Consider the following 13,218-nt stretch of genomic DNA (forward strand, 5'->3'; position numbering starts at 1 on the left):
CGCCGGAGAGGTTCAGAAGGCGACGGTCGCCCCGACGAAAATCGTCCGTCCGAGCGGATCATAGACGCCGGGATAGGTATTGCCATTGCCGAAGCTCGCCAGGATTCCCTGCGCGATGGCGGGCGGGTCCTTGTCGAGCAGGTTGTTGACGCCCGCGCGGAGCGTCAGCCCCTTGGTGAAGTTGACCGTCGTCGCAAGATCGAAATAGCTGTACGCCGGGATCTTGCTGTTGATGACGCTGCCCTGGCCATTCAGGAATGCATTGTCCGACAAGCTAGAAAGCTTCACGCTGTCGAGATAGCGCCATGCGAGCGACAACGTGGCCTTCTCCTTCCCTGGGATCATCCAGGTGGTGCGCAACTGATGGCGCCACGTCGGCGACGGCTCGCCGCAGGTATAGCCGTACAGGCCCTTGCAATTGTAGGTCCCGAGCCCTGGCAGCGGCTCGGTCGAAAGGTCGAGCAGGAAGGTGCCGACGAGATCGACATTGACCTTCCCGAAACGGTTGAGGTCGAGCGTGTAGCTGCTCGTGATGTCGAGGCCCGACGTCTGGAGCGAGCCGGTATTGATCGTGGTGCCGACGACATAGCCGTTATTGCCGAACAGCACGCCGCTGCGCGGATCGCGGTGGAACAGCCCGCAATAATAAGGGTCGCCGGTCGAGGCGCATTGGCTGATCGTCAGCGAAGGCGAGATCGTGCTGATGTAATCGGTCACCTTGATGTTGAAATAATCAAGCGACAGCGTGAAGTTGCGCAGCATCCGCGGGGTCAGCACGAGACCGATTGTGTAGGTGTCGGCCTGCTCGGGTTTCACATCGCGGTTGCCGCCATATTGCTGAACGCAGACGCCTGCCGGGCATTCGGGAATGTTGCCATATTGCGCCGCAGTCACGCCGGTGCGCTGGCAGACCGTGAGCGATGCTGCCGGGCTGGAACCGGCGCACGGATCGGTCGCGGTCACGTTGCCAAGGCTGACCGCACCGAACAGTTCGCTGATGTTGGGCGCCCGGAAGGCATGGTTGTAGCTTGCGCGCAGTCGCAGGTCGCTGCTCGGCGCCCAGGACAGTTCGCCTTTGTACGTCAGCGCGTGAAAATCGGATTTGAAGCCAGTCGAATCCTGTTGGTTATGGTAGGTCGAATAGCGCGCACCGCCGTTGATCGTCAGCGCCTTGGCGAAGGGCAGGTTGGACAGGATCGGTATCTCCAGCTCGCCATAGCCTTCGGTCACGGTGATCGTGCCGTCGGAGCCGACATAGCCGTTCTGGATCGCAATCGCGTCGCCGCTGGCGCTCAGCGTCTCGCGGCGATGCTCGGCACCCAGCGCTATGCCGATGCCGTGATCCGCCCATGGGATCTGAATGCCATATTGCCCGAGGTCTCCGTTGATCGTGCCCGAGAAAACCGTCTGCGTGTTGCGGCTCTGCGTCGAGCTGTTCGAAAAGAGATATGGCAGCGCGGTGGCGCTGATCGCACCAGCGGCGAACACGTCAATCGGCAGGCAGCTCTTGTCCGTTCCGTCGATCACCGACTGGCAGGTGGGGGTGCCGTTGACGTTGACAGCGTTGAGCGCGCGCTGCGCCTTCACGTTGTCGACATTGTTCATATAGGTCTCATTGTACCGCACCAGCGACCGCAGATAGTTGACGTCGTAGCTGAAGCCCTTCGCGAAACTGCCGCGCACACCTGCGGTATAGCGGAAATCCTCATGCCGTAGATCGTCGCGGCGCGGGGTGGTGAGGCGCAGGCCGATAAACGTGTCCTGGGTCTGCGCGGTGCCAGCGGCGGCACCGCACAAGGTGGTCGCCTGGCTCGCCGACAGGAAGGGATTGTTGCAGGGAATTGTAAAGGTCGTGCCCTGGAACAGCGCGGACGGTGCCGCCTGTGAAAAGGTACGGTCTTTCATATACATGAAGCTGCCATAGACTTCGGCAAGCGTGCTCAGCTTAAATTTGGCGAAAGCGCCCGCAGTGTAGCGTGTGTCGGAGCGCTGGAAATAATTGGTCGGCGAGTAATTGTACGCAAAGCTCGAATCGTACGGCACCCAAGTGTGTTTACCGTCCTTGGTATTATCGAGCGTCTTGCCCTTGTTCGGACCGGTCAGCAATGTGAACAGGCCGTAGGCGTTGTTGCTGGAACCACCGCACTTCAGGTTGGTGCCCGCATCATCCACGGGGTCGAGCGCGCATGCCGAAACGTCTCGTGAATCCTGGGTTACCGGCTGCGACGTGCGATAGCCGCCATAAACGGTGATGTTGCCGCGCCCGTCCGCGAAATTCTTGCCGAAGCTCGCATTGATGTCGGTCTTGCCGCCGTCGAACACGGTGCCGGGCGCTTGCGGATAGCCCTTGGTGTTGACCAGGCCATGAAGATAGCCATTGCCGTTGTCATGTTGGTTGAAGCTGCTTTGCGCGTCGATCCGAACCCCGTCGAGATTGTCGCGCAAGACGAAATTGACCACGCCCGATAAAGCGTCCGACCCGTAGACTGCGGAGGCACCCCCGGTGACCACGTCGATGCGTTGCACCAGCGACGATGGTACGAAATTCACGTCGATCGCTTGCTGCGGCAGCATCCTCTGGCCGTTCAGCAGGATCAGCACCCGGCCGGACCCGAGGTTGCGCAAATTGATGTTCGACGTGCCGTCGGACCCGTTCGAGACGTTCTCGTTCGCATCGGCGGTGAATTGCGGAAGTTTGTTGAGCACGCTTTCGACGCTGGTTGCGCCCTGATAGCGGATTTCGGCTTCCCCGACCATTGTCAGCGGGCTGTTGCTGGCCAAGTCGCGGCGTTTGATGCGGGTGCCGGTGACCACGATGTCACTGCTTTCCGGCGTGGCGACGGTCTGCTCCGCCGTGGTCGGCGCAGCGGCGATTTGCGCATAAGCGCTGGTCGACAGCAATGCGGAGACCGATGCAGCGAGCGCTGCTCCCCGGTGGGAGTTGCGAATTGTCATAAATACCCCTGATTGGCCCTTTGCCTTCAGGCGAATGCACCACGCTCGCGGGGGTATGTCAAATATAATATACGATATTCGGTATTCAAAAGTCTGTACATTTCGCAAGGGTCTGACGCCGCACGTTAAAAGATTGCATATAAAATACCGTATACCCTAGGGTGAAGGTTAGGATGTTGCGGAGGGTGTGATGGTTGAGAATGCGCGAAAGAGCGAGCGATGCGCCGAGCGAGCCCCCGAACGCTGCCCGACATTCGATGGCGGTTGTCGGGCATGACGTCTGTCGGCAATCGCCCCTCGACCGATGACACCGGCCGTTTTGGAGTGTCGAAGACGCCTGCCGACGCCAGGACACTGCTCAGTCATCCGCATGGCCTCTATGTCCTGTTTTTCGCCGAAATGTGGGAACGCTTTTCCTATTACGGCATGCGGGCCATCCTGATCTTTTATCTGACCAAACACTTTCTGTTCGCGAAGGATCATTCCTACGCCGTCTATGGTGCGTACACCTCGCTGGTCTACATAACCCCGGTCATCGGCGGCTATCTGGCCGATCGCTATCTCGGTGCGCGCAAAGCGGTGCTCGCGGGGGGCGTTTTCATTGTGACCGGGCACTTGCTGATCGCGCTGCTTGAAGGGCCGGTCGGAGCGCAGGGCTTGTATCTGAACGGTTTCTATCTGGGGCTCGCCGCCATCGTGGTCGGAACGGGCTTTCTCAAGGCGAATGTGTCGGTTCTGGTTGGTGGGCTGTATGCGCGTGGAGATCGGCGCCGCGACGGCGCTTTCTCGATCTTCTATATGGGCATCAACCTCGGCGCGTGGATCGGGCCGATCGTGATCGGGATCCTAGGCGAGACGGTCGGCTGGAGTTATGGTTTCGGTGCGGCGGGCATCGGGATGTTGCTCGGGCTTGTCGCGTTCGTGCTGTTCGAAAAGGATCTTCGCGACACCGGCCGGCCGCCGCGCGCGCTGCGCGGCCCGCCCGTGTTCGCCGGGCTTTCGCACGAACCGCTGATCTATCTTGGCGGTATCGCTGCGGTCGGCGTCGTGTGGTGGCTGATCCGCTCACAAGGAGCTGTCGGGATTCTGCTGATTGGCTTTGCGGTGCTGACGGTTGGCTATATCGTCTGGCGATCGGTGTTCACCTTGCCACGGGTCGAGCGCGATCGCGTTTTTGCCGCGCTGTTTCTCGTCGCGCTGAGCCCGCTCTTCTGGGCGTTGTTCGAACAGGCCGGATCCTCGCTCAACGTCTTCACCGATGAGCGCGTCGATCGGATGCTGTTCGGCTATCAAATTCCGGCGACGGTCTTTCAGTCGATCAACTCCGCTTTCATCATCGTGCTCGCGCCGCTGTTTGGATGGGGGTGGGGCATGTTGGCGCGGCGGCGGCTCGAGCCCAACGTGCCGCTTAAGTTTGGGCTCGGGCTGATCCTGGTCGGGCTCGGTTTCCTGGTGCTGGTTGCCGGCGCGGCACCTCGCGGTGCGCTGACCCCCGCGCTGTTCATCGTGCTGGTCTATCTGTTCCATGCGATGGGCGAATTGTGCTTCTCGCCGATCGGCCTGTCGTCGATGACCCGATTGTCCGTTACGCGGATGACGGGCTTGATGATGGGAACGTGGTTCCTGTCGACGGCAGCGGGGAATTTCATCGCGGCCTTGATCGCCCAAACCACCGGGGCCGCAGGCGCGGGGCCGGACACGATCCTGACTGTCTATACGAGGATCGGTGGGTTTTCGATGGTCGTCGGTCTCGGCGTCGTCGCGCTCAGCCCATTGGTCGTGCGGCTGATGCACCTCGACACGATCGCGAACACGTCGGACTCGGGGGACGACGTGGCGATTTAGGCCAAAAAAAGCATGGCCGTAGCGTAGCAGCACACTCCGCAGATTTCGATTTGTATACTTTATATCGTATGTAATAACTCTGTCATGGGACGTGTGGCGAAAGGGCCAGGCGAAGGACTTTGAGGGGAAAATCGGCATGCGAATGAAAGTAGTTTTAACGCTCACCTGCTGCATGTCGGCGCTATCGGTCACGTGTCCCGTGGCTGCTGCCGCCGCGATCGCACCTTCGGCGGTCGCGCAAGACTCCGCGTCGGCCGCGCCGCTTAGCAAGGCCGAGCGGATCGCCGCTCGGCGCAAAGCGCGCGCAGAACGCGAGGCCGCGCGCCGCCGCGGCAAAGCGGTGCAGCAAGCCGTTGCGGCAGGTGCCGATTCGGCAACCTATAAAGGCGAAGGCGGCAACGACATCGTCGTCGTCGGCCTGCGCGCCAGCTTGAAGTCGGCGCGCGATCGCAAGCGCAACTCAAAGCAGATCGTCGATTCGGTCGATGCCGAGGATGCCGGCAAGCTGCCCGACAACAACGTACCGGAAGCGCTTGCGCGCGTGACTGGCGTTCAGATCGACCGGTCGCATGGCGAGGGCTCGGGTGTTACGATCCGCGGCCTGAGCGACGTACAGACGACCATCAATGGCAATGAGGCGACGAGCGCTGGCTCGCGTTCTCTCAATCTCGCCGACATCCCCGCTGAGTTGCTGAAGTCGGTGCAGGTCTACAAAACCCGCAGCGCGGACCAGGTCGAAGGCGGTATCGCCGGCACGGTCAACGTTGAGTTGCGTCGGCCGCTCGATCTCAAAAAGGGGCTGACAGTTGCGGGGAGTTTTCGCGAAACCTTTTCCGACCTTGGTAATACCAAGAGCCCCTATGCCAGCGTGCTGCTCGCCGAGCGTTTCGATACGCCGATCGGCGAGATGGGCGTGCTGGTAAACGGTTCATACACCAAGAATAATTACTTCGAAAATTATGTCGTTAGCGAATCGCCGCAGCAGATCGGTTTCTTCACCGGGAGCCAGTCCAACGCGCGGCTGCCGGTCGCGCTGCAGAACACCATTATCCCCTACGCTATCAATTACGGGGTGGAATCGGGCTCGATCAAGCGCCCATCGCTCAATGCGTCGTGGCAGTGGCGTGCGAACGAGCATCTCGATTTCGTGCTTGAAGGCTCGTACCTCGGTGTTCGTTCGGACGACGAACGTAACAATCTGCGGATCCAGACCAATAGCGATCAAGGGGCTTACAGCAATCTCGTCGTCAATCCTGACGGGACGATCCGTTCGGTGACGATCACCAATAACGGTGCCGAAGGCGTCCAGGGTGGCCCGCTCAACATCTATCAGAACACAACAAGCGACACCTATAACGCCAATTTCGAGACGCACTGGCATTCGGACAAGGTGCAGATCAATTTCGGCACGCAGTATAACTGGTCCGACTACAGCCAATATTATGTCCAGAGTCAGTACCGGCTGACCGGTGGAAATGTAATCAATGTCGACTTTAATTCACCCAATGTTCCCGGCGGTGGTCCATTCGTCACCTACCCCAACACCGACATCGGCAATCCAGCCAATTACAAGCTTTATCAGATTCACGATCAGCGCGGCACCAACAATGACACGCTGTTTGCAACCAATCTCGATTTCACCGTACAGACCAGCGCGACGGGCCTGCTACGCTCGGTGCAGTTCGGGACACGCTTTACCAAGCACACCATCTCGCGTGACTACGGTTATCGCGATGCCTTCTATTTCACCACAGCGACCGCGCCGACAATGAACGCGGTAGGTGCCGCAACCGGTATCGGCGTTGCCTCAACCACGCCGGATATTGCAGGGGCACCGACCTGGTATCATCTTGGCGGTGCCAGCTTGTTCGACAATTTCGCGGCGATGCGAAACTATCTGATCGGGCATGGTGCCGACCTCACCGGCCGCGATTGGACGCTTTCCGAGCCAGCGACCACCGATCCCGGCGAGAGCTTTAAGGAGCATGAGCGCACCTTCGCGGGCTATGGAGCGCTGAACTATGGGTTTAAGGCGGCAATTCCGGTGGATGGAACGATCGGCCTGCGCTACGTCAACACCTGGGGTACGGCGGTGAGCTCACGCTATGCCTGGAACGCCTTCTTGCCCAACGGCACGCCCGATTATGGAAAGGGAGTTGCCTACATTCCCACGGGCAGCAAGGTAAATTACGTTGACCTATTGCCCAGTGCGACCGCGATTCTGCATTTCGCGCCAAAGGTACAGTTGCGCCTTTCCTACACCCATAACGTCTCGCGTCCGCAATTTTATGACATGCGCTCCGCAGTCAATATCCTCGACGCATCGACGTCGGGCCGGGTATATGCGGGCAATCCAGACCTGAAGCCCACCCAGGAAAACAACTATGACGCCTCGCTTGAATATTATTGGGGGAAGGGCGGCCTGGTTTCGCTCGGAACCTTCCTGAAAAACCAGACCGGCTTCATCTATTATACCGAGATGCGCGAGGCGGTAGTGGGGCTTGCCCCCAATCCAAAAGCCGCCGACGGCCTGTATATCGTTGGGAAGCCGCGCAATGCGGGTCCAGGCAAGATTTTTGGGCTCGAGGGGCAGGTGAACACCTTCTTCGACTTCCTGCCTGGCTTCGCGAAGCATTTCGGAATCAATGCCAACTTCACCTATATTCCGACGGCGTCGCTGCAGCTCGCTTATGCAGATACGAATCTGGACACGCAGGGGCTGTATGATGCGCCGTACACGTCAAAATATTCGGGGAACGTGGCGTTGATCTATGATACGCCGGTCTTCAGCGCAAGGATCGCATATAACTATCGGTCCAAGTACAAGACTGCGATCGACTATGTGAACCCGGGATATTCGGTCTATACCAAGCAGACGTCGAGGCTTGATGCGGCTGTAAATTACACGCCGTTGAAGTTCGTGACGTTCAGTGTTGAAGCAACCAACTTGCTGCACGACAATGCCGACTCGTATTTTGGTGCTTATGACGCGCTCCCGGTGGGCGTCCGCGTTCAGGCACGCACGATCCAGGCTAGTGCGCGCTTCCGTTTCTAAGAGCGGCGTTCGCATCGCTACCCCGGTGCGTCCGGGGTAGCTCTACCGGACATGGGGTACTTAGATCGGTCGGAACAACAAAAGGGTGCGGCGAAACTTCGCCGCACCCCTTTTTGTGCGTGGGACTTTGTAAAAAGGTGCCGAGGCCTTTCGGCCCCGGCACTGGCGGGGGAAGTGGCCGACGATCAGCGCGGCGTTAGGACGATCGTCGTCGTACGGGAGGACAGGGGGATCGTCCGCGCGCCGCGTTCGACGGTCTCGGTGGCGGCGGAATAGCGCGGCCCCGTCTTGGTCGTGGTCTCGATGAACAGACGGGCTGCGGGCGTGGTTGCGGTCGCCGGGTCGAGCGTCAGCGTGATCCTGCCAGTGGCCGGGGCGTAGGCGGCGCTGGCGATCTTGCCGGCCTCAAGCGTGATCCACGTCCCCGCAGGCGCGACGAACAGACGTGCGCGGGCACCGTCCTTGGGCACGACGCTGACCGAGTCCGCCGCCTTGGTGAGATTGCCGCCATAAGCCAGCCAGCCAAAGGTCGGATCCTCGACCAGATAGGTCGCGGCGGCATAAGCGTGGCCGAAAAAGCCCATGCCGTAATCGCCGGTATAAGGGTCCCACGCCATCCGGTCGGGCCAGCTATGGAACGCGGCCGATCCGAAGCCGTCGCGATCGATATTGGTGATCCCGCCCATCATCCCGCCATAAGCGACGCGCAGCAGGTGGGTGTCGGCGGGGTTGGCGCGATAGGCGTCGAACAGCGGGACGGCGTTGAGCGCCGAGCCATAATGGTGGATCTGCCGCTCGATCCGCGGATATTTGCCGCCGTAGAGGAAGTCCCAATAGCGCCGGGCATTGCCGTTATAGCCCCAGCTCGGAATTGTCGGATCGTAACCGAGGATTGCCTCGCGCGTGGTGTCGGCCTGCGGCTGATAGCCGAAATAGCGCATCCAGGCATAGACTTCGGGCTGGCCGGTCGAATCCCACGCCATCTCGCTGCCGAAGGGATATTGCAGCGTCTTCCAATGATCGGCGCGGCCTTTCATGAGCGCTTCCATATTGGTCGCCTCGGCGGTCATCCCCTCGCGCTTGAGGTCCTTCAGGATGTCGACGAACACGTCGCCCTCCATCAGGCCGAACTGCGTGTAATAGGGCGCATCGCGCATCATTGCGGTGACGGTGCCATAGGCATGATCGAGATACCATTTCCAGTCGTGCGCGGTGACCAGGCCCGGATGGTTGCGCGCAAGGCGATAGAGCACCCAATGCCCGATCGCGACATGCGGATAATTGTACGCACGACCGAGATCGTCGGCATCCTTGTGCGACCAGGACGTCCAGTTGCGCCAGTTCTCGGTCGGGTCGTAATAGCCGGGATGTTCCTTGGGGTCGTAATAGAAGATGCTTTTCTTCACCGCGCCCGCATGGTCGCCGCTGGCGATTTGCAACGTGCCGACGACGGTTTCGTCGATTAGCGCCTCGAGCTTGCCGACCTCGGTCGCATCGGGGTTGTCGAGCTGCTTCATCATCGCCGCGACCCAGCTGCCAGCGCCGCCCTCGTCGCTCATCCCCGAAATCCACACGCGCGGTTCCTGCGTTAGGATCTTGCCCGCTTCCTTGTCGTAGGAAAGGATCGCGGGCGCGCGGTGGAACGGGTCGCTCTTGTCGTCATACCATTGCCGGGTGGTGGTGAAGCGGCCGATGTCGGCCATCACCTGATCGAGCGGCTTGGTGATGTCGTAGCTGACCGTCTGCACCGTGCCATCCGCATAGGTGATGCTGAGCCGTGCCGGACCCCAGCCGCGCGCCTGCACGTCATAGCGGGCCCAGCCTTTGGCGGCGACGGTCGGCGTTGCGATCAGGGCACCGGCGGGGAAGGATTCGACCTTGGCGACCTTGCTGTCATATTTCAGGAAGAGCGAGGCGGTGAGGTCGGTCGGCACGACATAGCCGGGAATGCCGACCGCGACCGGGCGGTGCTGCGCGGCGAGCGTGGTCTCGATGCCGCGAATATCGGGGGACTGCACGAAGCGCACGCCAACCTCGCGGCGTGCGCCGGGGGCGAGCGTGATGCTGGTGGGCGCGTTCCATTGCGGCCCGGCCTTGCTCCATTCCTTGTCGGCATAGCCTTTTGACGCGATCGTCCAGTCGTAAAACCCTTCCGAGGTCTGGCTACGCTGGCTCTTCTCGGTGAAGGTCGTGCCCTTGGGCGCGGCGCGGTCCTGCGGGAGCGGGACATAGGCTTCGAGCGGGCTATGCCCCTCGGGCAGGACGAGCAGGGCGGGGCCCTTGCCGCTCAGCCGGGTCACCTGAAGATACCCCGCATCGCGCCCGATATAGGGGTCGACGAAGCTCGCCTCGGCATGCGCCTGCTCGAGCGTGCGGTCATCGATGATGTTGTCGAACACCATCGGCAGACCAAGCACGCCGATCTCGACCGGGGTCTGCGACGTGTTGATCAGCGTGAAGCGCAGCACCGGCGCGCCGCCGACGGTGACCCAGCGCCGCTCGACGCGGAGCGGAATGCCGTCGCCCATCGACGCGGTGATGTCCGCCGCGGCGAGCGTTACGCCGCGCGCGGGCAGGGGCGTGATCGCCTTGCGCTGGTGCGCGGAGGCGAAATCGCGCCATTCGCCACCGGGCGTGCGCAGCCGCACGTCGATGTCGCCGACATGGTTGTAGCCATCGCCTTGCCGCTCGGGCTCGCGCTTGCCCGGGACGAAGTCAAAGCCAGGCTCGGCGAGCGGCGATAGGCCAGCCAGCGTTTGCGTGTCGGTGCGCAGGAGCAGTTGGAAGCTGCCGACGCGGAACGCCGTTGTGGCGATCGGTCGATAGACCGGCTTGGCCGGTTGCGCTTCCTGTGCGCCGACCGTGACGGGCATCGATGCGGCAAGCGCCAACAGCGATACGTTGAGCAAACGGGGCATTGCGGATCTCACTGTTTGGCCGATGGGGCAGGCTTGGACGGATCTTCAAACGCGGCGTCGGCAGGCGGCGCTTCGTCGAGCAGGTTGCGCACGAAATAGTCGCGGAACTTGCGGTAGAAGAACGGCTGCGAAACGCGATGCGTAGTGTTGGGCAGCACGACCATGTCGAAGCTGCGATGCGCCTGGATCAGCGCGTTGCCGAGCCGGAAACTCTCGGTGATCGGCACATTGTCGTCGATATCGCCGTGGATCAGCAACAATTTGCCCTTGAGGTTGCCCGCGACCGACATGTTGGAGTTGCGATCCCACACCGCCGGGTCAGGATTGCCCATCGTCACTTCGGGCCACCAGGCTTTGTCGAGCCGCAGATCGTGATTGCCCGACGATGAAACCGCAACCTTGAAGAAATCGGGCCGCCGGAGGATGAAGCGCGCCGCGTCATAGCCGCCGGCCGAGCCGCCATAGACGCCGACGCGCGTCGTATCGATATAGGGATAGCGCGCCGCCATCTGGCGGATCATCGCGATATGATCGTCGAGGCCGACTTCGCCCAGATTTTGGTACGCCGGCAAGCGGAACGCCTGACCGCGTTGTGACGTGCCGGTCGCATCGATCACCACGACGATCGCCCCGAGTTGCGCGACGCTGCCGGGGCCGTTCAGCAATGCGTCGCCGAACGCGCTCGGCACGACGTGCATCGTCGGGCCGGTATAGACATTGTCGATGATCGGATAGCGCCGCGTCGGATCGAAATGCGCCGGGCGATAGATCATCCCATAAAGCGGCGTTTTGCCGTCGGCGGCGAGCCCCCGGAACGGCTCGGGCATGGTGAAACCGGTCGCGATGAGCGCTGACGCGTCGGCATGGCCGAGCTCGTAAAGAATGTGCCCGTCGCTGGTGTCGCGCACGACGGTGCGCGTCGGGACGGTCGGGCTCGACATTGCGTCGATCACGAACCGGCCATCGTCGGAGACGCGCAACTCATGCTCAAGCGGCTCGGGCGTCAGCAGGACGGGCTGGCTGCCGTCGAGCGTCACGCGGTACAGCGCGTGATAATAGGGGTTGCGGTCGGCTTCGCGGCCGACGCCGGTGAGCAGGATCGAGCGCTTCGCGCCATCGACATAATTGACCGACGTGACCTCCCAATTGCCCTTGGTCAGGGGTATGCCACCATTGGGATCGTCAGGACGTACCAGGTAAAGCTGTGCCCATCCGGTGCGCTCGGACACGTCGAGCTCGCCGCCCAATTCGGGGGCTGGTTGCAGAAAGCTCGATGTCACGGTGACCAGCGGCTTCATGGCTTCGCGCGCGGTGACCGTCGATGCGCCGGTGACCGGGTCGGACATATAGACGACGATCTGGCCGTAGCCGCGCTCGACCCATTGCGAGCGGACCTTGCCCGCCGACCAGCTCAGATCGGGATCGGCCGGATAGAGCAGCGATTCGCTCGGGACTTGGAGGGGCACGATCTTCGCCTTGCGATGCTTCACCGCATCTTCGACGTCGATCACCAGTCGGTTCGCTTGCGGCAATTTCGCCGCGCCCGCGAGCGGGTAAACGTAGGAGAAACTGCGCGGATAAAAGGCCCCCGGCGGCGTTTCCTGCGTCATCGTCAGGCGCTGCACATCGGTCGTATCGAGCCGCCAGGTGAGGATGCGCTTGCTGTCGGGCGACCACCGCACCGACACCGGCAGCACCGGATCTTCGGTGCCTTGCTTCAGGATTTCCCCCAGTTCGGCGATGCCGCGACCATAGGGTTTGTCGCGCGTGCCATCGGTGGTGAGCGCGACGCGGCGTTGGGTCTTGAGGTCGACCGCGATCAAGTTGTGATCCTCGGCCACGATGCGGAAGCGGCCGTCGGGCGAAACCGCATCGTCGCCCTTGGGCGAGTCCTTGGCGGCCTCGGTCAGCGCGCCATCCTTGAGCGTCCAGCGCTTGCCCAACGCGCCGAAACTGAGCACGCCTGTCGCCGGGTCATAGTCCGGCGCGTCCAGATAAAGGCCACTCGGTGGGCCCGATTTGCCGGTCGCGTTGGAAACAAGCTGCGCCAGCACGGCCTCGTTGACGACCGTACGTGCCTCGCGCGTTGCGAAATCGAGGAACAGGATATCGCGGGCGTCAGTCGGGCCGCGCCGGAACAGCACGCCATTGCCGTTATTGATGAAGTGCGCGTCGAGATTCTGATCGACGATCAGCTTGCGCATGGCATCACCAAGGTAGCGGTCGGCCAGTTGGTAGCGCTGCTCTATCGTCGGCAAAGGCGCGGGATTTGCGCGAGCCGCGATCGGTGCCAGCGCTACGCCGGTCAGCAGCGCTAGGTGCACAATGCGACGGCGATGAATGCGTAGCGATGATAGACTGAGAGCAGGCACGGCGATCCCCTTTTGCAGCACGATACAGCAGGCATGTCCGCGCGCGTCAATAATATTATACGGTATATGATCG

At 61.5% G+C, this 13,218-nt stretch carries 5 protein-coding genes; 2 read left to right on the forward strand and 3 right to left on the reverse strand.

Annotation, left to right across the window (positions count from 1 at the left end):
• Positions 1–12 precede the first annotated feature (12 nt).
• Positions 13–2,955 (reverse strand): TonB-dependent receptor domain-containing protein, encoded by a 2,943-nt coding sequence (locus ON00_RS00085; protein WP_050810880.1) that lies wholly within the window; start codon positions 2,953–2,955, stop codon positions 13–15.
• A 273-nt stretch (positions 2,956–3,228) separates the two neighbouring features.
• Here ON00_RS00085 and ON00_RS00090 point away from each other — a divergent pair, with 273 nt between their 5' ends.
• Complete coding sequence (locus tag ON00_RS00090; protein ID WP_010402253.1) at positions 3,229–4,800, forward strand: peptide MFS transporter; 1,572 nt, start codon at positions 3,229–3,231, stop codon at positions 4,798–4,800.
• 142 nt (positions 4,801–4,942) lie between these two features.
• Positions 4,943–7,855 carry a TonB-dependent receptor gene (locus ON00_RS00095; protein WP_010402255.1) on the forward strand — a complete coding sequence of 971 codons (2,913 nt, stop codon included), beginning with the start codon at positions 4,943–4,945 and terminating at the stop codon, positions 7,853–7,855.
• Between the two features lie 185 nt (positions 7,856–8,040).
• On the opposite strand, the gene ON00_RS00100 is transcribed toward ON00_RS00095, so the two are convergent.
• On the reverse strand, positions 8,041–10,773 hold the full coding sequence (locus tag ON00_RS00100) for a DUF5695 domain-containing protein (RefSeq protein WP_010402258.1): 2,733 nt from the start codon (positions 10,771–10,773) through the stop codon (positions 8,041–8,043).
• A gap of 8 nt (positions 10,774–10,781) precedes the next feature.
• Complete coding sequence (locus tag ON00_RS00105) at positions 10,782–13,097, reverse strand: S9 family peptidase (RefSeq protein ID WP_211207089.1); 2,316 nt, start codon at positions 13,095–13,097, stop codon at positions 10,782–10,784.
• Positions 13,098–13,218 lie beyond the last annotated feature (121 nt).

It is taken from the genome of Sphingomonas echinoides ATCC 14820 (assembly GCF_000241465.1).
In the GTDB taxonomy this organism is placed as follows: domain Bacteria; phylum Pseudomonadota; class Alphaproteobacteria; order Sphingomonadales; family Sphingomonadaceae; genus Sphingomonas; species Sphingomonas echinoides.